This is a genomic window from Streptomyces sp. NPDC088261 (assembly GCF_044740805.1).
GTDB lineage: Bacteria > Actinomycetota > Actinomycetes > Streptomycetales > Streptomycetaceae > Streptomyces.
Genome location: NZ_JBIURL010000004.1, coordinates 289350 through 310182 on the forward strand (window position 1 = coordinate 289350; position 20833 = coordinate 310182).

Sequence of the window (20833 nt, forward strand, 5' to 3'; positions counted from 1 at the left end):
TCCCCCCGGCGCCCCCGGCCCGCCCTCACCGCGCGGGGCCAGCCGGGCGAACCTGCTCCGGGGCGTGGGCCGGCCGGGCCCGGGCGCGGCGTGAGTCACCCGGCCGGGGCCCGGCCCCGCGCCCGCGAGCGCTACGAGGTCAGGGCGTCGCCGTGGAGACCACGTACACGCGCGGGAAGGCCGGGTCCGAGAGGTCGACCACCACGTCCTGGCTGGGTCTGGGGTCCTTCTGGTCGTGGCTCACCCCGGCCCACGCGTGGTCCGGGATGTCGAAGTCCCAGCCGACCGTGCGCTGGTCGCGGGCGGAGATGGGGATGGCGCCCTCCTTGAGGGAGGAGCGGCTGACGCCCATCTCCGTCAGGAAGGTGTCGAGCCGTCCCGAGGTGACGTCGAACTGGACGTACAGGCGGCTGGACTTCCAGTTGCTGGTCTCGTAGTAGCGCAGTCCGGTGGCGCCGCCGGGGACCGGGACCTCGTAGATGCGGCGCTTCATCTTGGAGGGGCGCAGCGGCTGGAGGCCGGTGGCCGAGGACTCGGCCTCCTTGTCCCGGCCGCTCCTGCGGCTCTGTTCGGCGGAGACCACCAGGTAGCCCGCCGGGACGCCGACGAGCAGCACGATGACGACGGCGGTCAGCCAGCGGCGGCGGTTGCGGTGACGGCGGTCCTCCGGGGGCTTGCCGTCGTCGCCCGGCCGTACCGGCTGCGGTGGCGGCACGTGCGAGGGGAGGGTGCTCATGACGGCGGTTCCTCCTCGGTCGGGGCCGTACGGGTGGTACGGATGGCCTGGGCGTACCGCTCGTAGCGTTCGTAGCGCTCGACACGGCGGCGGGTGGCCCGGCGGAAGCGGCGCGCCACCAGCCGGGCGAGGTCGGCGGCGCCGACCATGCCCGCCTCGGGGCCCAGCTCCGCCTTGACGATGCGCGCCTCGGGGCGGTAGCCGCGCCCGGTGAGGTGGCGGCGGAAGGCGTCGCGGGCCGGGCCGATGAGCAGGTCGTCGGCGGCGCTGACGCCGCCGCCGATGACGAAGCAGGAGGGGTCGAGGGCGGCGGCGAGGTTGGCGATGCCGACGCCGAGCCACTGGCCGATGTCCTGGAACAGCTCGATGCACATGGCGTCGCCCTCGCGGGCGAGTTCGGTGATGAGCGGTCCGGTGATCTCGTGGACGTTGCCCTTGACCCGGTCGATGATGTTGTACGCCACCGGCGAGTCGGCGACGGCCAGCTCCCTGGCCTCCCGGACGAGCGCGTTGCCGGAGCTGTACTGCTCCCAGCAGCCGCGGTTGCCGCAGGGGCAGCGGTGGCCGCCGGGGACGACCTGCATGTGGCCGAACTCGCCGGCGACGCCGTACTTGCCGCGCTTGACCCGGCCGTCCTCCAGGATCGCGCCGCCGATGCCGGTGCCCAGCGTGATCATGACGAGGTGGTCCTCGCCGCGTCCGGCGCCGAAGCGCCACTCGGCCCAGGCGGCGGTGTTGGCGTCGTTGTCGACCATCACGGGGACGGCGAGGCGCCCGGCGATCGAGTCCCGCAGGGGTTCGTCGCGCCAGGCGAGGTGCGGGGCGAACAGGACGCGCGAGCGGTCGGCGTCGACCCAGCCGGCCGCGCCGATGCCGACGGCGTGCACGTCGTGGCGGTCGGAGAGGTCGAGGACCAGCTCCACGATGGTGTCCTCGACCACCCGGGGGCTCTTGGACTTGTCCGGGGTCTCGGTCCGGATCTTCTCCAGGATGTTGCCGTCCGGGTCGACCACCCCGGCCATCACCTTCGTCCCGCCGATGTCGATGCCGACGGTCGGGACGCGGGGCGCGGTGAGCAGGGACCGGCGCTCCCTGGTGCCGACGGTCCTGAGGACCGTGCCACGGGCGGACCCGCGGTGCGCGAAGTCGCGGTACGTGCTCATCGGCCCGGCTCCCTGGTGTCCGTCGGCTCAGGCCTGCCGTACCGAGTGCGTCCTCGGCTGATCGCTCGCACGAGTCGTGTCGTCCCTGCGGGGTCGGGGCCGGGCCCTGGCGGGCGGCGGCGGCGGACGGTGCCCGCCGGGGCCGATTCTGCCATCCGCCCTGCCCGGGGTCGCCACGGACCGGGGTCCACGGGGTGTACGGCTCCGGCACGGGCCGGTCGTCCGGCCGCCGCGCGGGTCCCGTACGGCTCCGGCGCGCCCGGGCGCCTACTCCGCGCCCGGCCCCGGGGCGGCCGGGCGGGACAGCTCGTGGGTCAGTTCCTCCAGCTCGGAGCCGCCCGCCATCTGGCGGGTCAGCTCGTCCAGGGTGATCGAGTCCTTGGTGTGGCCGCCGGCCATGACCCCGCGCTTGAGCAGCGTGAACCGGTCGCCGACCAGGAACGCGTGGTGCGGGTTGTGGGTGATGAGGACGACGCCGAGGCCCGCGTCACGGGCGGCGGCCACGTACTTGAGCACCACGCCGGACTGCTTGACCCCGAGCGCGGCGGTCGGCTCGTCCAGGACGAGGACCTTCGCGCCGAAGTGCACGGCGCGGGCGATGGCCACGCACTGGCGCTCGCCGCCCGACAGGGTCCCGATGGGCTGGTCGACGTCGCGCAGGTCGATGCCCATGCGCAGCAGCTCGGCGCGGGTGGTGGCGCGCATCAGGTCCACGTCGAGCCGTTTGAAGGGTCCGGCGCCGCGCGTCGGCTCGGAGCCGAGGAAGAAGTTGCGCCAGACCGGCATCAGCGGGACGACGGCGAGGTCCTGGTAGACGGTGGCGATGCCCCGGTCCAGGGCCTCGCGCGGGGAGGCCAGCGTGGTCTTCTCGCCGTCGATCAGGAAGTCGCCCGCGTCGTGCCGGTGCAGCCCCGAGATGATCTTGATGAGGGTGGACTTGCCCGCGCCGTTGTCGCCCAGCACACAGCTGATGGAGCCGGCGTGGACCTCCAGGGAGACCCCTTCGAGGGCGCGGACGTTGCCGTAGTACTTGCTGACGCCGTCGAGTTCGACGAGGGCCGTCATCGTGTCGCCTCCGCACGCTTGCGCACCCAGGCGTTGAGCAGGGTGGCCAGAAGGAGCATCGCTCCGAGGAAGAACTTGAACCAGTCGGGGTTCCACTCCGCGTACACGATGCCCTTGCTGGTCATGCCGAAGATGAACGCGCCGACCGCCGAGCCGACGGCGGAGCCGTACCCGCCGGTGATCAGGCAGCCGCCGATGACGGCCGCGATGATGTACGTCAGCTCGTTGCCGACGCCCTCGCCGGACTGCACGACGTCGAACGAGAACAGCAGGTGCTGGCCGGAGATCCAGGCACAGAACGCCACCCCCATGTACAGCCCGATCCGGGTCTTCGCGACCGGCACCCCGACGGCCCGCGCGGCGTCGGCGTTGCCGCCGACCGCGAAGATCCAGTTGCCGAAGCGGGTGCGCAGCAGGATCCAGGTGGCGACGGCGACCAGGACGATCCACCAGAGGATGGTGACCTTCAGCTCGATGTTCCCCAGGGTCAGCTGGGAGGCGAAGAGCTTCTTCGCGGAGGGAAAGCCCTCCATGTCGCCGATGGCCTTGGTCGAGACCGTGCCGCTGATGAGCTTCGTCAGGCCGAGGTTGAGGCCGGTGAGCATCAGGAACGTGCCCAGCGTGATGATGAAGCTGGGCAGTTTGGTACGGGTGAGCATGACGCCGTTGAAGGCGCCGAGGGCGAGGGTGACCAGCAGCGAGACGAAGACCCCGACCCAGACGTTCGCCGTCATCTGGTAGCTGAACATCGAGGTGACCAGGGCGGAGCTGGTGACCATGACCCCGGCGGAGAGGTCGAACTCGCCGCCGATCATGAGCAGCGCCACCGGGACGGCCATGATCCCGATCGTGGACGCCGCGTAGAGGACCGTACCGAAGCTGGACATCCGCAGGAACGAGTCGGCGACGACCGCGAAGAAGAGGAAGACGGCGAGGGCGCCGACGACGGCGCCCAGCTCGGGGCGGCCGAGGAGCTTGCGCAATGGGGAGGCGCCCAGGAGCCGTTCGTCGCCGGAGGCCGGTCCGCCGGGCCCGCCGGGTCGGTCCTTGACGGGGGGTGCGCTCGTGGTCATCGCGTACCCCGGTCGGTGTAGCCCGCCAGTGCCCCGGCGTCCCGCTGGGTGATGATCTGCGGTCCGGTGAGGACGGGGCGGCCGCCGCCGAGCACGTCGGCGTTGTAGCGGTAGAGCCAGAGCAGGTCCACGGCCTCGTACCCCTGGAGGTACGGCTGCTGGTCGACGGCGAAGCCGAGCGTCCCGGCCTTGAGGGAGGCGGCGACGGCGGCGTTGAGGTCGAAGGTGTCGATCTCGGCCTTGCTGTCGGCGGACTTCTTCGCCTGGACGGCGGCGTCCGCGAAGGGGGCGCCGAGCGTGACGACGGTGTCGATGGACGGGTCGGCCTGGAGCTTCGCCTCGATGGACGCCTGGACGTCGGGCATGTTCGTGCCGTCCACGTACAGGTTGGTCATCGATCCGCCGAAGGTCTTCTTCGCCCCGGCGCAGCGCTGTTCGTGGCCGACGTTGCCCTGTTCGTGGATGACGCAGAGCGCCTTCTTCTTGCCGCGCTTGTCCAGTTCGTCGCCGACGGCCTCCCCGGCGATCGACTCGTCCTGGCCGATGTGGCTCAGCGCGCCGAACGCCTTGGACTGCTCGGCGCCGGAGTTGACCGTGATCACGGGGATTCCGGCCTTGCGGGCCTTGGCGAGGACGTCCTTCATCGCGTCGGGCTTGGCGAGCGTGACGATCAGCCCGTCGACCTTCTTGTCGATGTACGACTGGACCTGCTGGGCCTGCTCCTGGCCCTGGTCGCTGTGCGCGTAAAGGAACTTGATGTTGTCCTTCTCCGCCGCCTGCTTGGCGCCCCTCTGGACGATGTCCCAGAAGGTGTCGCCGTCCCCGGAGTGGGTGACCATGGCGACGGTCCAGTTGGGGGTGGACACCGCGGCGCGGCCCGCGGCCTGTCCCTCGGCGGAGGCCCGGGCCGCCCGCTGTTCGGCCCGCAGGCCGCCCGTACTGCTGCATCCCGCGAGGGCCGAGGCCCCGAGCACCGCAGCCAGTACGGCCCCCATGGCGCGCACTCCTGTACCGACCTTTGCCACGACGCGGCGCCCTTTCTGATCTGTCCCGTACCTGATCTGTACCTGATCTGTCCTGTACCGGTTCCGGCGCCCAAGTATCGGTCATGGGCCGCCGGCAGGTAACCGCCGGGTACGGAACAGGTGGAATCCAGGGGCGTACGGGCGGCGGGGATCAGGGGGCGTACGGGGGCGGGGATCAGGGGCGTACGAGAAGCTGGAACTCGAAGGCGTAGCGCGACGCGCGGTAGATGTGCGAGCCGAACTCGACGGCCCGGCCCGTGTCGTCGAACGTGGTCCGTTCCATGGTGAGCAGCGGGGCCCCGGTGGGTTCGGTGAGCTGTCCCGCCTCCTCCGGGGTGGCGGCCCGGGCGCCGACCGACTGGCGGGCGCTGTGCAGGGTGATGCCGCCGGAGCGCATCATCCGGTAGAGGCCGGTGGCCTCCAGCCGTGCGGTGTCGCACTCGAACATGCCGGTGGGCAGGTGGTTGCGCAGGTACGCCATGGGCTCGTCGTGCGCGTACCGCAGCCGCTCGATCAGCCGGACCTCGGCGCCCTCCGTCACGCCGAGCGCCGCCGCGATCCGGGCGGTGGCGGGCTCCAGGGTGTTGGCCAGGACGCGGGTGGCCGGGCGCTGGCCCGCCGCCTCCAGGTCGTCGAAGAGGCTGCTCAGCTCCAGCGGGCGTTTGACCTGGCTGTGGACGACCTGCGTGCCGACGCCCCGGCGGCGCACCAGCAGGCCCTTGTCGACGAGGGACTGGATGGCCTGGCGGACGGTGGGGCGGGACAGCCCGAGCCGGCCCGCCAGTTCGATCTCGTTGCCGAGGAGGCTGCCCGGGGCCAGCCTGCCCTGTTCGATGGCGCCCTCCAGCTGCTGGGACAGCTGGAAGTACAGGGGCACCGGGCTGGTGCGGTCCACGCTGAGCTGGAGCGGCAGGGAGGGCTCCGTCTCCTGCCCGGGCTGGGACGATCTCGGCTGATGGGGCACGTCGCCGAGCGTAGCCGCCGGGAATGTCGGCGTGAAGTGGTGAAGTTCGATTGTCAGGACAAATGCTTGACACGGTGAGGAGCGTGCCGCCACCTTGGGGCCATGCGCATCGGACTCATCGGCACTGGCCGCATCGGAACGTTCCACGCGGAAGTGCTCAGCCGCCATCGTGAGGTCGGGGCCCTGGTCGTCGCCGACACCGACGCCGCACGGGCGTCCTTCGTCGCGGACCGTACAGGTTCCACCGCCGCCCCCTCCGTGGACGAGATCTTCGCCTGGGGCGTGGACGCCGTGGTGATCGCCTCGGCCACCTCGGCGCACGCCGATCTGATCAGCCGGGCGGCGCGGGCCGGGCTGCCCGCGTTCTGCGAGAAGCCGATAGCGCTGGACCTGCCGGGGACGCTGGGCGCGCTGGCCGACGTCGAGAAGGCGGGCACGGTGCTCCAGCTGGGGTTCATGCGCCGCTTCGACGCGGGGTACACCGCCGCGCGGGAGCTCGTGCGGTCGGGGAAGCTCGGGCGGCTGCACACCGTACGGGCGATCACCTCGGACCCGGCGCCGCCGCCCGCGGGATATCTGCCGCTGTCCGGCGGGCTGTACCGCGACTGTCTGGTGCACGACTTCGACATCATGCGGTGGGTCACCGGGCGCGAAGTGGTGGAGGTGTACGCGACCGGGTCCGACGCCGGGCCCCCGATGTTCCGCGAGGCGGGCGACGTCGACACGGCGGCGGTGGTGCTCACCCTGGACGACGGGACGCTGGCCACGGCCACGGCGACGCGCTTCAACGGCGCGGGGTACGACGTGCGGATGGAGCTGGCCGGGGAGCTGGACCAGTTCGCCGTCGGACTCGACGACCGTACGCCGATCACCTCGACGGAGCCCAAGGGGCCGCCGCGCTGCGACAACCCGTGGCCCGGTTTCCTGGAGCGCTTCGCCCCCGCGTACGAGGCGGAGCTGGACGCCTTCATCCAGGTCGTCAACGGTGAGCTGGACAATCCGTGCGACGGCAGGCAGGCGTTGCACGCACTGCGGATCGCGGAGGCGTGCGAGCGCTCGCGCCGCGACCACCGGCCGGTGGCGCTGGCGGAGATCCCGGGCGCCTGAGAGTCCGCCCGGCCCCGCCGGGAGGCGTTCTCACCAGCGCACCGGTAACCGGCGGGTGCCGCGGATGAGCCGTCCCGGCAGCCAGTCGTACGGCCCCGCCGCCGGGTCGAGCGACAGGTCCGGGCAGCGCTCCAGCAGGGAGCGGACGGCGATCCGGCCCTCCAGCCGGGCGAGCGGGGCGCCCAGGCAGAAGTGGATGCCGTGGCCGAAGGCGAGGTGGCCGCCGCCCCGGCCCGGCGTCCGTGACCTGCGGATGTCGAACGTGTCCGGGGCGGTGAAGCGGGACGGGTCGCGGTCGATCGACGCGAGGGCGACCAGGACCATGTCGCCGGGCGGGACCACCACGTCCCCGTACGCGAGCGGTTCCAGGGCGAACCGCCTGGTGCTGGTCTCCACCGGGCCGTCGTAGCGCAGCATCTCCTCGATCGCCCCGTCGAGGAGGGAGAGGTCGGCGCGCAGGGCGGCCAGTTGGTCGGGGTGGTCGAGCAGGGCCCGTACCCCGTTGGAGATCAGGTTGACCGTCGTCTCGTGGCCGGCGACGAGCAGGACGAAGGCCATGGCCCGCAACTCGTCGGCGGAGAGCCGGTCGTCGTCCTGGGCGTTGGTGCGCAGCAGCGCGGAGAGCAGGTCGTCGCCGGGGTGCGCGGCGCGTTTGTCCTGGATGAGGTGGTCGAGGTAGGCGGTGAGTTCTCCGGCCGCCTTCTCCGCGTCCCCCGGGTGGCTGGGCGCGACGAACCCGTTGGTCCAGGCGCGGAAGGTGTCGCGGTCCTCGTGCGGCACGCCGAGGAGTTCGCAGATGACGGTGATGGGCAGCGGGAAGGCGAGGACGTCGACCAGGTCGGCCCGACCGGTGGCCGGGAGCGCGTCGAGCAGGCCGTCGGTGATCTGCTGGACCCGGGGGCGCAGGCTCTCCACGCGGCGGCCGGTGAACTCCCGGGAGACCAGCTTCCGCAGCCGGGTGTGGTCGGGCGGGTCGCTGGTGAGGACGTGCGGGCCCATCGCCTCCTCCGGCAGGCCGCCGGCCATCGGCGACTTGGAGAGCCGGGGATCGGCGAGGGCGGCGCGGCCCTCCTCGTACCCGACCACGAGCCAGAACCGCTGGCCCGTGTCGTCCCGTACCTCGTGAACGGGCCCCGCCTCGCGGAGTTTCGCGTAGAACGGGTAGGGATCGCTGTTGAAGTCCGGCCCGTACTCTTCCAGTTCGATGATCGCCATCTTGTCACCGTACGTCACCGCCCCGGTCGGCTCCGTCGCCGGTGGCCGGATCCGCGTCATGCACCAACAGGGCGATCTGCACTCGGTTGTTGAGCCCGAGCTTGGCCAGGACGCGGGAGACGTGGGCCTTGACGGTCGGCACGCTCATGTAGAGGTCGGCGGCGATCTCGGCGTTGGACCTGCCCCGGCCCACGGCGTACGCGACCTCCCGCTCCCGGTCGGCGAGGGTGGCGAGGCGGCCGGCCGCGACGCGCCGGCGGGCGTCCGGGGAGGTGCCCGAGGAGGTGCCCTGGGACGTGCCCGCCACATGGGTCATCAACTGGCGTGTAACCGCCGGTGAAAGAACCGGGTCGCCCGCCGCGACACGCCGTACCGCCGAGACGATCCGGTCGGGCGGGGTGTCCTTGAGGACAAACCCGGCGGCGCCCGCGCGCAGCGCCCGCAACACCTGTTCGTCGGCGTGGAAGGTGGTCAGGACGAGCACTTCGGGGGCGCCGGGCCGGGCCCGCAGCGCCTCGGTGGCGGTCAGCCCGTCCATGGCGGGCATGCGGATGTCCATCAGGACGACGTCGGGGGCGCACCGCTCGACGAGGGGCGCGACCTGGGTGCCGTCGGCGGCCTCCCCCACGATCTCGATGTCCTCGGCGCCGCCGAGCATGAAGGTCAGTCCCGCGCGGACGAGGGGGTCGTCGTCGACGATGAGCAGCCGGATGGTCATGCGGCCCACGGTAGCCAGGCGCGGAGGGCGAAACCGCCGTCTCCCGTGGGTCCGTGGTCGAACCGGCCCCCGGCCAGCGCGGCCCGTTCGGTGAGCCCGATCAGCCCCTGGCCCGAGCCGGGGACGCGCGGGACCTCACCGATGGGCGCCGCGTTGCGCACCTCGACGGTGAGCCCGTCGCCGGGGCCGCCGCTCACCACGACCGTCGCCTCGGTGCCGGGCGCGTGCTTGCGGGCGTTGGTCAGGCCCTCCTGGGCGATGCGGTAGGCGGTACGGCCGGTGGCGGCGGGCACGGCGGCCACGTCGGCGACCCCGCTGTCGAGGGTGACCTTCATGCCGGCCGCGCGGGACTCGGCGACCAGCTCGTCCAGGGTGACCAGGGTGGGCTGCGGGCGGTTCCCGTCGTCGCCGGGGGCGCGCAGCACGCCGATGATCATCCGGAGGTCCTGCAACGCCTCGTGCGCGCTGTCCCTGATCACCCCGGCCGCTCTGGCGACCTCGGGCGCGGGCGCGTCCGGCCGGAATTCGAGGGCGCCCGCGTGCACGCTGAGCAGGGAGAGCCGGTGGGCGAGCACGTCGTGCATCTCCCGGGCGATGGACTCGCGGGCGAGCCGCTGCGCCTGCTCGGCGCGCAGGTCTGCCTCGGCCTCCGCCCGTACGGCGCGTTCGCGCAGCGCGACGACGAGCTGGCGCCTGGACCGTACGAGCAGACCCCAGCCGACCGCCAGCAGGACCAGGAGCACCGTGGCGATCACGGACGCGAGGAGGGACGTCGTCGGGTCGGGCCGCAGGACGGACTGCGCGGTCCCGGTCGCGATCGACAGCACGCCGATGGCGGCGACCGGCCGGAACGGGCGGTGCACGGCCACGCTGAACAGGCTGACCAGCGCCGCCCCGCTCGCCACCGGCTCGACCGCCATGCACAGGGCGAGCGCCACGGCGAGGCCGACGGGCCAGCGCCGCCGCGTCCACAGGGCGCAGCAGGCGAGCGCGCCGAGCATCACGTCGAGGAAGACGACCCCGTCGGCGTTGCCCGCCACCTGGCCGGTGTCGGTGGCGATCATCCCGAAACCGGCGGCGAGCAGGAACATCAGGGTGTCGGTCACCCAGTCCCGTACGGTCCGGCGGAGGCGGGGCCCGCCCCGGTCCCCGGGCAGCTCGGGTCCCCTCGGGTCGACCATCTCCGAGGGGAGCAGCCAGGGGTGTTCCGTACGCGTCATACGGACCAATTTAGGCAGGCCGGGGGGTGCTGGGGAGCCCGTGGGACGGCCCGGCTACCAAAGTCGCGGAGGCGGCTACTTCCGCTCCGGCGGCGGGTCGAAGGAGCCGAACGCCGCGGGTCCGGCCGGCTTGAGCGTGTGGATGACCACGCCGGTGGAGGTCGTCCGCGCGGCGGTCGTACGGAACGCGGCGGGGGTCCCTCCTTCGGGGAAGAGCCGCGCGCCCCGGCCGAGGCGGACCGGGAAGACCAGCAGGTGGTAGGTGTCGATGAGGCCCTCGGCCATCAGCGAGCGGACGAGGGCGCCGCTGCCGTGGATCTGGAGCTGACGCCCCGGCCGGGACTTGAGCCGGCGGATCTCCTCCGCCACGTCCGAGGAGATGACGGTGGTGTTCTCCCACTCCGCTTTCTCCAGGGTGGTGGAGACCACGTACTTGGGGAGGGTGTTGAGCGGCCCGGCCACCGGGTCGGCGGGGTCGGTGACGAGCGGCCAGTACGACGAGAAGATGTCGTAGGTCCTGCGGCCGAGGAGGAAGGCGTCGACGCGGCCGAAGTTCTCGGCGACGAAGGCGCCCATGTCGTCGTCGGAGAACGGGACGACCCAGCCCCCGTACGGGAAGCCCCCGCTGGTGTCCTCGTCCGGCGCGCCGGGGGCCTGCATCACGCCGTCCAACGAGACGAAGGTGGTGGCGGTCAGTTCCATGGTGCTGCTCCCTTGTGCTTCTGTTCCGCGCTCCTGTTCGGTCTATCAACAGGGGAGACCCGCGGCGACCCGGGAACTCATCGGCCGGGCGGGCGGCCCGGCCGTCGCGGGAGCGGGGTCAGCCGCCCAGTTCCCGGTGGCGGGCCGCCAGGCGGGCGGCGGCTTCCTCCGTGAGGGAGCCGAAGAGGCGCAGCCGGGAGATCCCGCCGTCCGGAAAGATGTCGATCCGCGCGTGGGTCGCGACGACGGCCGGGTCCAGGACGAAGCGGTGGTTCGTGTCGGGCTGGAGGCGGGTCCTCGGCACGACCTCGGTCCAGGCGTCCGGTTCCGCGGCCTCCGCGTCCCGTACGGACAGGGTCGCCCAGCCGGCCGCGTTGCCCTTCAGGTACGCGGTGTCGATCTCGGCGGCGCGGATCCCGGCCCGGCCCGGCAGCCGGTAGCGGATCCAGTCGTGGCCCAGGTCCCGGCGGCGGCGGGTCTCCCAGCCGTCGTCCATCTGCCGGGAGCGGCCGGGCTGGATCGTGTGCTCGGGCGGCGAGTAGAAGCGGTCGGAGGCGTCCTCGACCACGCCGCCGTTCTCCAGGGCGACGAGGTCGACCGTACCGAGCACGGCGAGCCACGCCGGGTCGGGCGCGACCTCGCCGTACACCCGCAGCCGGGCGATCCCGCCGTCGGGGTGCTGGTTGAGCCGCAGGTGGGTGAAGCGCTGTTCGGCGCCGACGACGAAGCCGTTGGCGGCGTGCCCGCCGACGGGGGTACGGGGCACGAGCGTCGTCCACTTCACCGTGTCGGCGAGGAGGTCGGCCGGGGACGGGGAGCCGGGCAGCGAGGTCGCCTCGACGGAGACGGCCTGGGGGTAGTTGCCCCGGAAGTGGGCGGTGTCGACCACGATCCCCCGGACGACGCCGGGCGCGCCGAGCCTGATCAGCGCCCAGTCGTGGTCGTCGGCGGTGGGGTGCGGATGTGCGGCGCCGGCGCCGCGTCTGCGCCGGGTCTCCCAGCCGTCCATGATCTTGCCCTTGTGCCCGAAGCGCTCGGGGTCGAAGACGGCCGGCCCGGGGACGAGCAGGTTCTCGCGCTCGGCGAAGAACTCGTCGTTGGCGGCGACGACCCCGGCGCCCAGCCGCCGGTCGGCGAGGTCCACGAGGTGGGTGAAGGGGAAGACCGCCGAGCGGTAGTCGGCGTACGGATCACCGCCGCCGTACGGGCGGGCGTCGCCGGTGAACGAGGGCGGGGACGCCGGCGTCAGGGGGGCGGGTGCGTGCGTCAAGGTCGGTCGTTCCTTTCGGTCAGCCGGCCGACGGATCGTTCCTCCCGATCAGTCGGCCGGCGGGCTCGGCGAGGGTGCCGTCGTGCGCGATACGTGCGCCCCGCAGCCAGGTCGACCGCACGACGCCGTAGAGGGTCTTCCCCGCGTACGCGGTGATCCGGTTACGGTGCTGGAGGGCGGCCGGGTCGACGGTGAAGGACGCGTCGGGTCCGAGGACCGCGAAGTCGGCGTCGCGGCCGGCCTCGACGGCGCCCTTGCGGGTCAGCCCGGCGAGCGCGGCGGGGGCGGTGGACATCCAGCGGGCGACGTCCGCCAGGGTGTGGCCGCGGCGGCGCGCCTCGGTCCAGACGGCCGGGAGCCCCAGCTGGAGCGAGGAGATGCCGCCCCAGGCGGTGGCGAAGTCGGGGGTCTTGAGGTCGGTGGTGCAGGGCGAGTGGTCGGAGACGACGCAGTCGATCGTGCCGTCGGCGAGCCCCTGCCAGAGCGCGTCCTGGTTCGCGGCCTCGCGGATGGGCGGGCAGCACTTGAACTCCGTTGCCCCGTCCGGGACTTCCTCGGCCGTGAGGGTGAGGAAGTGCGGGCACGTCTCCACGGTGATCCGTACGCCCTCGCTCTTCGCCGCCGCGATCAGCGGCAGGGCGTCCGACGACGACAGGTGCAGGACGTGCACCCGCGCGCCGAGCCGCCGCGCCTCCGCGATCAGCCGGGTGATCGCCGCGTTCTCGGCGGCGCGCGGGCGGGAGGCGAGGAAGCCCGCGTAGTCGCTGCCGCCCCGCTGAGGGGCGGCGGCCAGCGTGTGCGGGTCCTCGGCGTGCACGATCAGCAGGCCGCCGAAGCCGGTGATCTCGGCGAGCGCGCGGCCGAGCTGGTCGTGGTCCAGCTCGGGGAACTCCTCCACGCCGGAGGGCGACAGGAAACACTTGAAGCCGAAGACGCCGGCGTCGTACAGCGGCCGCAGGTCCTTGAGGTTGCCGGGGATCGCGCCGCCCCAGAAGCCGGTGTCGACGTGGGCCTTGGGGCCCGCCACCTCGCGTTTCACCCGCAGGTTCGCGGCCGTGGTGGTGGGGGGCAGGGAGTTGAGCGGCATGTCGAGGAGGGTGGTGATCCCGCCGGCCGCGGCGGCGCGGGTGGCGGTCCAGAAGCCCTCCCAGGCGGTCCGGCCCGGGTCGTTCACGTGCACGTGGGTGTCGACGAGGCCGGGCAGGACCACGTCGTCCCCGGTGTCCTCCAGGCGCGCGCCGGGCGGCACCTCGGCGTCGTACGGGAGGACGGCCGCGATTCTGCCGTCCGCGCCGGTCACGGCGATGGAGGCGGGGCGGATCCCGTCCGGGGTGACGACGCGCGTCGAGCGCAGTACCAGGCTCACTTCGGACACCGGTGCTCCTCGCTTCCCTGCCGCGGAGCTTCCCCGCCACGGAATTCAACGAACTGTTGAAGGAGTCTTCCCCTCCCGCCGGGCCCCGTCAAGACCGGCCCGCCGCAGCCGGGGTGACACGGGCGTCCGCGCGCTACACTTGAGTATTTCCACAGAGCGGAATCCAGTTTTCGCCTGGCAGAAGGTACCGTAGCTGTCATACAGCACGAAAAGATCACCCCGGGCCCGGCCCGGTAGGCTGCGTGCCTGCCCACCCGCCCGCCCCGAAAGGACCGTGCCGTGCCGTCGTCCAGCGCCAGCACCACCGACGCCGCCAAGACCTCCGCCAGCGGCGGCGTCCAGTCCCTGGAGCGCGCCTTCGACCTGCTCGAACGGATGGCGGACGCGGGCGGCGAGGTCGGGCTGAGCGAGCTGTCCGCGAGCAGCGGGCTGCCGCTGCCCACCATCCACCGTCTCATGCGCACGCTGGTGGCCTGCGGCTACGTACGCCAGCAGTCGAACCGGCGGTACGCGCTCGGCCCCCGGCTGATCCGCCTCGGCGAGTCGTCGGCGCGGCTGCTCGGCACGTGGGCGCGGCCCTATCTGGCCCGGCTGGTCGAGGAGACCGGCGAGACCGCGAACATGGCGCTGCTGGACGGCGACGAGATCGTGTACGTCGCGCAGGTCCCGTCCAAGCACTCGATGCGCATGTTCACGGAGGTGGGCCGGCGGGTCCTGCCGCACTCCACCGGGGTGGGCAAGGCACTGCTCGCGCACACCCCGCCGGAGGAGGTACGGGCCCTGCTCGCCCGGACGGGCATGCCCGCCGCCACCGAGAAGACGATCACGACGGCCGAGGGTTTCCTGGCCGCCCTGGAGACGGTACGGGGCGCCGGGTACGCCATCGACGACAACGAGCAGGAGATGGGGGTCCGCTGTGTCGCGGTCTCCGTGCCCAACTCCCCCACGGCGGCGGCCATTTCGATCTCGGGTCCGGCGGGCCGGGTGACGGAGGCGGTCACCGAGCGGATCGTGCCGGTGCTCCAGGAGGTGGCGCGGGACCTGTCGGCGGCGCTGGCGAGCACGACGGCGCAGCAGGCCTGACGCCTACGGCCGGTTCTGCGGTTTCCGCGCCTCAGCGGGGGCGGGGCGCGTTCCCGAAGACGTCCACGGCCGCCCGTACCGCCAGCAGCGGGGACGTGAGCGCGCTCACCGAACCGATCGAGCCGACGATCAGCAGCAGCGAGCGGCGCATGCGCGGCACCTCGGGCGCACCGTTCGCCGCCATCGCGGCGAGCGCGGACAGCTCGTCCTCGGCGATCGCGCGGTCCCGGAACTCCGCCGGATACGCGGCCAGTTCGCGCCGCAGCCGCGACACGGCGGCCCGCAACTCCATGACGCCGGGCTCCTCGCGCCGCTCGCCGCGCCCGTAGCCCTCCGTCACCCGCGGTTGCCCCACGCTGCGCAACACAGCCGCCCCCCCTCGGGCCGTCTCTCGCGGCCCAGCCCCGGCACGGATGCCCGCGCCCCTGTCCGACCTCTCGCGGCGATGGTCAAGCGCCAAGGTTCGCAGGCAAGTTAACGTCATCCCGGGCGGTATGCGCCACTCCACGGACCGAATACGGCGGGAATGCGAAAGGATTTCCCGCGGACCCGAAATGCGGCCGCACCCGGGGATGAGGTATCCAGGGCAGATGGCCGCCGCACCGTACGAACAGAACCCCTCCCGTCCTTCCGGCAACCGTCCCGCCGGCCCCCGACCCGCCGTCGCCGGACTGCTGCTCGCCGCCGGCGGGGGACGGCGGCTCGGCGGGCGCCCCAAGGCGCTGCTCGCCCACCGGGGAGCCCTCCTGGTGGAGCGCGCGGCGGGGGTGCTGCACGCGGGGGGCTGCGACCCGGTGCACGTGGTGCTGGGGGCGGCGTCGGAGGAGGTACGGCGCCGGGCGGAGCTGCCCGGATGCGTCCTGGTCGACAACCGGGGGTGGGCCGACGGCATGGGCTCCTCGCTGCGCGCCGGGCTCACCTCCCTGGCCGCCACGGACGCCAGGGCGGTGCTGGTGCTGCTCGTGGACCAGCCGGGGATCGGCGCGGAGGCGGTGGCCCGGGTCGTGGCCGCCTGCCGGTCCGCCGATTCGCTCGTGTCGGCCGCGTACGGCGGGAAGCGCGGGCATCCCGTGCTGTTCGGCTGCCATCGCTGGGTGGAGATCGCGGCGGATGCCCGGGGCGATCGCGGGGCACGCGGATATCTGGCGGACCGCGAACGCGACATCACGCTGGTCGAGTGCGGGGATGTCGCGCGGGCGTACGACATCGACACGGAGGAGGATCTGCGGCACCTGGAGCCTCCCGCGTAGAGCGAGGGCGCAGCCGTGGCACTGCGCGCCACGATGCCTCGACGCGGAGAGTCTCGACATCAACAAACCATTGAAGTTCCACCATGAGGAAACTACTATCCACAGGTCAGGTGCGCCCGCCGCCCAGGCGGACCCCTGCGACCGCATCCCGGCGCCACGGCACTCAGTGCCGTCCGAGGCGAGCAACCGGCCGCCGGGCACCGCCCGGCAGCTCGCCGAAGGAGTCGACAGCGCATGTCCGCACCCGCCCCCTCCCCCCTGGCCGTCGTGGACGCCGAGCCCCTGCCCCGCCAGGACGAGGTCCTGACCGAGGCGGCCCTCACGTTCGTGGCCGAGCTGCACCGGCGCTTCACCCCCCGCCGCGACGAACTGCTGGCACACCGTGCCGAGCGGCGCGCCGAGATCGCCCGTACCTCCAGCCTGGACTTCCTGCCGGAGACCGCCGCCGTCCGCGCGGACGACACGTGGCGGGTCGCGCCGTCGCCGGCCGCGCTGGACGACCGCCGGGTGGAGATCACCGGCCCGACCGACCGCAAGATGACGATCAACGCGCTGAACTCCGGGGCGAGGATCTGGCTCGCGGACTTCGAGGACGCGTCCGCGCCCACCTGGGAGAACGTGGTCCTGGGTCAGGTCAACCTGATCGACGCGTACGAACGCCGCATCGACTTCACGGATCCGTCCACGGGCAAGTCGTACGCGCTCAAGGCCGCCGACGAACTCGCCACCGTGGTGATGCGCCCGCGCGGCTGGCATCTGGCGGAGCGTCACCTCCAGCTGGACGGCGAGCCGGTGCCGGGGGCGCTGGTCGACTTCGGGCTGTACTTCTTCCACAACGCCCAGCGGCTAATCGACCTCGGCAAGGGCCCCTACTTCTACCTCCCGAAGACGGAGTCGTATCTGGAGGCGCGGCTCTGGAACGACGTCTTCGTCTTCGCGCAGGACTACTTCGGCATCCCGCAGGGCACGGTCCGGGCGACCGTGCTGATCGAGACGATCACGGCGGCGTACGAAATGGAGGAGATCCTCTACGAGTTGCGCGACCACGCGTCGGGGCTGAACGCCGGGCGCTGGGACTACCTCTTCTCGATCGTGAAGAACTTCCGTGACGGCGGCGCCAAGTTCGTCCTCCCGGACCGCAACGCGGTCACGATGACGGCCCCGTTCATGCGGGCGTACACCGAACTCCTCGTCCGTACCTGCCACAAGCGCGGCGCGCACGCGCTGGGCGGCATGGCCGCGTTCATCCCGTCCCGCCGCGATCCGGAGGTCAACAAGGTCGCCTTCGAGAAGGTCAAGGCCGACAAGGACCGTGAGGCGCGGGACGGCTTCGACGGCTCGTGGGTGGCCCACCCCGACCTGGTCCCGATCGCCATGGCGTCCTTCGACGCGGTCCTCGGCGACCGGCCGAACCAGAAGGACCGGCTCCGCGAGGACGTTCACGTGGCGGCGGGCGACCTGATCGCAATCGACTCCCTGGACGCCCGGCCCACGTACGACGGCATGCGCAACGCGGTGCAGGTCGGCATCCGTTACATCGAGGCGTGGCTGCGGGGCAGCGGCGCGGTGGCGATCTTCAACCTGATGGAGGACGCGGCGACGGCGGAGATCTCCCGCTCCCAGATCTGGCAGTGGATCAACGCGGGGGTGGAGTTCACGCACGAAGGACGGACGGTACGGGCCACTCCTGAGCTGGCCCGTGAGCTGGCCGCCGACGAACTCGCGGCGATCCGCGCGGAGAGCGGCGAGGAGGCGTTCGCGGCCGGGAAGTGGCAGCAGGCCCATGACCTGCTGCTGACGGTGGCGCTGGACGAGGACTACGCGGACTTCCTCACGCTGCCGGCGTACGAGCAGCTGCGCGGCTGAGCGTTCAGGCCCCTCTCGGCGTTCCCACCCCGCTTGGCAATTCCGTCCCCTGAGCATTTCCGCCCCCGCCCGCGATGAGTTTCGCCGGCGGGGGCGGTCTGCACTGGCATGGATGCAGATACGAATTCGGATACGGACACGGACACGCGTACGACGGCAGGAGCCGGCCCCGGCCCCGGGTCCGGCATGATCGATCTCGGTCCGGTGTGCCGCGCGACGGCCCGGGTGGCCCTCGGGGTCCCGGACGAGCGGCTGGACGGGCCGACCCCCTGTCCCGCCTACACCGTCCGGGACATCCTCGCGCACCTCGCCGGGCTGACGATCGCCTTCCGGGACGCCGCGGGCAAGAAGCGCGGCCCGACCACGGACACGGCGCCGGAGCCGGGGAACCTGCCCGTCCTGGACGAGGGCTGGCGCGAGGTACTCCCCCGGCAGCTGGACGAACTGGCCGCCGCGTGGCGGGATCCCGCCGCCTGGGAGGGCGGGACCCGGGTCGGCGGAGTGGATCTGCCCGGCGAGGTGGCCGGGGTGGTCGCCCTCAACGAGGTGCTGGTGCACGGCTGGGACGTGGCGCGCGCCACGGGCCAGGTGTACGAGGCCGACGAGGCAGGCCTGCGGGCGTCGTACGGGATGCTCAGCGCGCCCCGCCCGGCGGAGGGGATCTTCGGACCGCCGCTCGCGGTGGACGGGGACGCCCCGCTGCTGGACCAGGTGATCGGGCTGAGCGGCCGGCGGCCGGACTGGCTGCCGGGGGTGTGACGCCCGCCGTTCGTGCCCGGACGTCGTGTCGCTGAACTGCCGCGCAGGGGACGGCGGTTCGGCGACACGCCCAGGGGCGCGTCCGCCGGCCGGGGGGCCGGCCGGGCGCGCCCGGAGGCGTCCGGGCGCCCCGGCGCCGGGACGCCGGTCCACCGGCGCCCGGCGTCGGTCACACCGCGTCGAGTCCGCGTCCGTGGGCGGTGTCGTACGCCGCCCGGGACTCCGCGATCGTCACCCGGTGACGCTCGGCCCAGTCCGTCAGCCCCAGCAGGCTCGCGTGCAACTCACGTGCGACCGGGGTCAGTTCGTACTCCACCTTGGGCGGGACCGTCGCGTGCACCGTACGGGTCAGCAGTCCGTCGCGCTCCAGGTTCCGCAGCGTCAGCGTGAGCATGCGGCGGCTGATGCCCTCGATCGAGCGCTCCAACTCCGTGAAGCGGATGGGCCCGTGGGCCGCCGCCACGATGATCAGCACGCTCCATTTCCCCGCGACCCTGTCAAGAACTTCCCGGACCGGGCAGGCCTGCGCGTGCACGACCTGGGTGGTCACACGCGTGTTCCCCTGGGACATCGAAGTGCCTCCTTCTGCCGAGCTTCACAGTCACCCACGATGACCTCCGTTACAGATCGTGCGCCTTTGGAGGTCAAGCCCCATGGACAGGGACGTACAGACCGTTCCACCCTCTCATCCCTCCCGCCGGACGGCACTCGCCGTGCTGTGCGCGGGAAGCCTCATGACCGTGCTGGACGGCAGCATCGTGACCGTCGCGATGCCCGCGATCCAGTCCGGTCTCGGCTTCTCGCCGGCCGGGCTGGCGTGGGTGGTCAACGCGTATCTCATCGCCTTCGCGGGCCTGTTGCTGCTCGCCGGCCGGCTGGGTGACCTCCTCGGCCGCCGCCGGATGTTCGTCTCCGGCCTGGCCGTGTTCACCGTGGCCTCCGTGCTCTGCGGGCTCTCCCCCGGCGCCGGAACGCTGGTCGCCGCGCGCTTCCTCCAGGGCGTCGGCGGGGCGATGACCTCGGCGGTGGTGCTGGGCTTGCTGGTGGCGCTCTTCCCCGAGGGACGCGAACGGGCCCGGGCCATCGCCGTGTTCAGCGCGTCGGCCGCCGCCGGCGGCGCCATCGGGACCTTCCTCGGGGGCGCCCTCACCGCGACCCTCGGCTGGCACGCGATCTTCCTCATCAACCTGCCGATCGGCGCCGCCGCGCTGATCGCCGCCCGGCGGGTCCTGGCGGACGACCCCGGACAGGGCCCGCGCGAAGGCGCCGACTACCTGGGCGCCGTCCTGGTCACGGGCGCGCTGATGCTCGGCGTGTACACGATCGTGCGGACCGCCGACCACGGGTGGGGTTCGGTCCGTACGCTCGGCCTCGGCGCGCTGTCCGTGCTGCTGCTCGCGGCCTTCGCCGTACGGCAGGGGTACGCCGCCGATCCGCTGCTCCGGCTGGGGCTGCTGCGGTCCCGTACCGTCACCGGCGCCAATCTGGTCCACATCCTCATGGTCGCGGGGATGTTCACCTTCCAGTACCTCGGCGCGCTCTATCTCCAGCGGGTCCTGGACTTCGGGGAACTGGCCACCGGGGTGGCCTTCCTGCCCGCGCCGGTGGTCATCGGGGTGATGATGCTCGGATTCTCGGCGCGGCTCAACGCCCGTTACGGACCAAGGCCGTTGCTCTTCGGCGGGCTCGTCCTGATCGTCGGCGGGCTGGCGTTGTTCGGGCGGGCGCCCACGGACGGTTCGTACGCGACGGACGTCCTGCCGGTCATGGTCCTGCTCGGGGTCGGTTTCGGGCTGGCGATGCCCGCCCTGACCGGCCTGGCCATGGCCGGCGTACGCCCGGAGGACGGCGGGCTGGCGTCGGGGCTGTTCAGCACGACGCAGGTGGTGGGCGGTGCGCTGGGGCTCGCCGTCCACTCGGCCCTCGCCTCGGACCGTACGCGGGACCTCCTCGCGGCCGGTGAGGACACGGCCTCGGCGACGGGCGGCGGCTACCGGCTCGCGTTCCTCTCGGCGGCGGGGGTGGCGACGGCGGCGCTCGTGGTGGCGGTCGCGCTGCTGCGGCGGGGGCCGTCCGGGGAGACGGCGGAGGAAGCGGCGGAGGAGGAGGCGCCCGACGCCGCGGACACACGGGACGTGGCGGACGATCCGGCCGGGAGCCCGCGCGTAACCTCGTAAACGATCCGCACCCCGAGGAAAGCTCCGACCCGTGATCCCCTCGCTCCGCCGCCTGTTGTCCGTGC

General features: G+C 72.8%; 20 protein-coding genes. 6 read left to right on the forward strand and 14 right to left on the reverse strand.

Annotation, left to right across the window (positions count from 1 at the left end; translation table 11 throughout):
* Positions 1-139 precede the first annotated feature (139 nt).
* The 6 genes from ACIODU_RS10990 to ACIODU_RS11015 form a co-directional block, all read right to left on the reverse strand.
* Positions 140-736, reverse strand: coding sequence for a hypothetical protein (locus ACIODU_RS10990; protein ID WP_356422139.1), 597 nt, complete (start codon positions 734-736; stop codon positions 140-142).
* A complete protein-coding gene (locus ACIODU_RS10995) occupies positions 733-1899 on the reverse strand; it encodes an ROK family glucokinase (RefSeq protein ID WP_401766404.1) in 1167 nt (388 codons plus the stop codon). Before ACIODU_RS10995 ends, ACIODU_RS10990 begins: the two co-directional genes overlap by 4 nt.
* 267 nt (positions 1900-2166) lie before the next feature.
* On the reverse strand, positions 2167-2964 hold the full coding sequence (locus ACIODU_RS11000) for an ATP-binding cassette domain-containing protein (RefSeq protein ID WP_401766407.1): 798 nt from the start codon (positions 2962-2964) through the stop codon (positions 2167-2169).
* Positions 2961-4037 (reverse strand): ABC transporter permease, encoded by a 1077-nt coding sequence (locus tag ACIODU_RS11005; protein ID WP_401766410.1) that lies wholly within the window; start codon positions 4035-4037, stop codon positions 2961-2963. Before ACIODU_RS11005 ends, ACIODU_RS11000 begins: the two co-directional genes overlap by 4 nt.
* The gene (locus ACIODU_RS11010) at positions 4034-5032 is read right to left on the reverse strand and encodes a sugar ABC transporter substrate-binding protein (RefSeq protein WP_356422149.1); all 999 of its coding nucleotides are present in this window, start codon (positions 5030-5032) and stop codon (positions 4034-4036) included. Before ACIODU_RS11010 ends, ACIODU_RS11005 begins: the two co-directional genes overlap by 4 nt.
* A gap of 205 nt (positions 5033-5237) precedes the next feature.
* On the reverse strand, positions 5238-5975 hold the full coding sequence (locus ACIODU_RS11015) for a GntR family transcriptional regulator (RefSeq protein ID WP_327238476.1): 738 nt from the start codon (positions 5973-5975) through the stop codon (positions 5238-5240).
* Positions 5976-6128: 153 nt separating this feature from the next.
* Between ACIODU_RS11015 and ACIODU_RS11020 the strand changes: the two genes are divergently transcribed.
* Positions 6129-7133, forward strand: a complete 1005-nt coding sequence (locus ACIODU_RS11020) for a Gfo/Idh/MocA family oxidoreductase (protein ID WP_356422152.1) — start codon at positions 6129-6131, stop codon at positions 7131-7133.
* Positions 7134-7163: 30 nt separating this feature from the next.
* Here ACIODU_RS11020 and ACIODU_RS11025 read toward each other — a convergent pair whose 3' ends face one another.
* The 6 genes from ACIODU_RS11025 to allB all read right to left on the reverse strand — a co-directional run bounded on the left by ACIODU_RS11025 (position 7164) and on the right by allB (position 13633).
* Positions 7164-8348 (reverse strand): cytochrome P450, encoded by a 1185-nt coding sequence (locus ACIODU_RS11025; RefSeq protein ID WP_401766413.1) that lies wholly within the window; start codon positions 8346-8348, stop codon positions 7164-7166.
* Between the two features lie 4 nt (positions 8349-8352).
* The gene (locus tag ACIODU_RS11030) at positions 8353-9066 is read right to left on the reverse strand and encodes a response regulator (protein WP_401766415.1); all 714 of its coding nucleotides are present in this window, start codon (positions 9064-9066) and stop codon (positions 8353-8355) included.
* Positions 9063-10286, reverse strand: a complete 1224-nt coding sequence (locus tag ACIODU_RS11035) for a histidine kinase (protein WP_356422161.1) — start codon at positions 10284-10286, stop codon at positions 9063-9065. The genes ACIODU_RS11030 and ACIODU_RS11035 overlap by 4 nt, the downstream gene beginning before the upstream one ends.
* 75 nt (positions 10287-10361) lie before the next feature.
* Positions 10362-10988 carry a dihydrofolate reductase family protein gene (locus tag ACIODU_RS11040; protein ID WP_401766418.1) on the reverse strand — a complete coding sequence of 209 codons (627 nt, stop codon included), beginning with the start codon at positions 10986-10988 and terminating at the stop codon, positions 10362-10364.
* A gap of 118 nt (positions 10989-11106) precedes the next feature.
* A complete protein-coding gene (alc, locus tag ACIODU_RS11045; RefSeq protein WP_401766761.1) occupies positions 11107-12237 on the reverse strand; it encodes an allantoicase in 1131 nt (376 codons plus the stop codon).
* 40 nt (positions 12238-12277) lie between these two features.
* Positions 12278-13633, reverse strand: a complete 1356-nt coding sequence (gene allB, locus ACIODU_RS11050; RefSeq protein WP_401766419.1) for an allantoinase AllB — start codon at positions 13631-13633, stop codon at positions 12278-12280.
* 279 nt (positions 13634-13912) lie between these two features.
* Here allB and ACIODU_RS11055 point away from each other — a divergent pair, with 279 nt between their 5' ends.
* Positions 13913-14716, forward strand: coding sequence for an IclR family transcriptional regulator (locus ACIODU_RS11055; RefSeq protein ID WP_356422170.1), 804 nt, complete (start codon positions 13913-13915; stop codon positions 14714-14716).
* A gap of 31 nt (positions 14717-14747) precedes the next feature.
* On the opposite strand, the gene ACIODU_RS11060 is transcribed toward ACIODU_RS11055, so the two are convergent.
* Positions 14748-15083, reverse strand: coding sequence for a DUF5955 family protein (locus ACIODU_RS11060; protein ID WP_401766423.1), 336 nt, complete (start codon positions 15081-15083; stop codon positions 14748-14750).
* 223 nt (positions 15084-15306) lie between these two features.
* Between ACIODU_RS11060 and ACIODU_RS11065 the strand changes: the two genes are divergently transcribed.
* From ACIODU_RS11065 to ACIODU_RS11075, 3 genes are all read left to right on the forward strand, one after another.
* Positions 15307-15966, forward strand: coding sequence for a nucleotidyltransferase family protein (locus ACIODU_RS11065; protein ID WP_356422173.1), 660 nt, complete (start codon positions 15307-15309; stop codon positions 15964-15966).
* A gap of 234 nt (positions 15967-16200) precedes the next feature.
* The gene (aceB, locus tag ACIODU_RS11070) at positions 16201-17832 is read left to right on the forward strand and encodes a malate synthase A (protein ID WP_401766426.1); all 1632 of its coding nucleotides are present in this window, start codon (positions 16201-16203) and stop codon (positions 17830-17832) included.
* Positions 17833-18018: 186 nt separating this feature from the next.
* A complete protein-coding gene (locus tag ACIODU_RS11075; protein WP_356422179.1) occupies positions 18019-18591 on the forward strand; it encodes a TIGR03086 family metal-binding protein in 573 nt (190 codons plus the stop codon).
* A 169-nt stretch (positions 18592-18760) separates the two neighbouring features.
* Here ACIODU_RS11075 and ACIODU_RS11080 read toward each other — a convergent pair whose 3' ends face one another.
* The gene (locus ACIODU_RS11080; protein ID WP_401766428.1) at positions 18761-19162 is read right to left on the reverse strand and encodes a winged helix-turn-helix transcriptional regulator; all 402 of its coding nucleotides are present in this window, start codon (positions 19160-19162) and stop codon (positions 18761-18763) included.
* A 163-nt stretch (positions 19163-19325) separates the two neighbouring features.
* Here ACIODU_RS11080 and ACIODU_RS11085 point away from each other — a divergent pair, with 163 nt between their 5' ends.
* Complete coding sequence (locus tag ACIODU_RS11085; protein ID WP_401766431.1) at positions 19326-20768, forward strand: MFS transporter; 1443 nt, start codon at positions 19326-19328, stop codon at positions 20766-20768.
* Positions 20769-20833 lie beyond the last annotated feature (65 nt).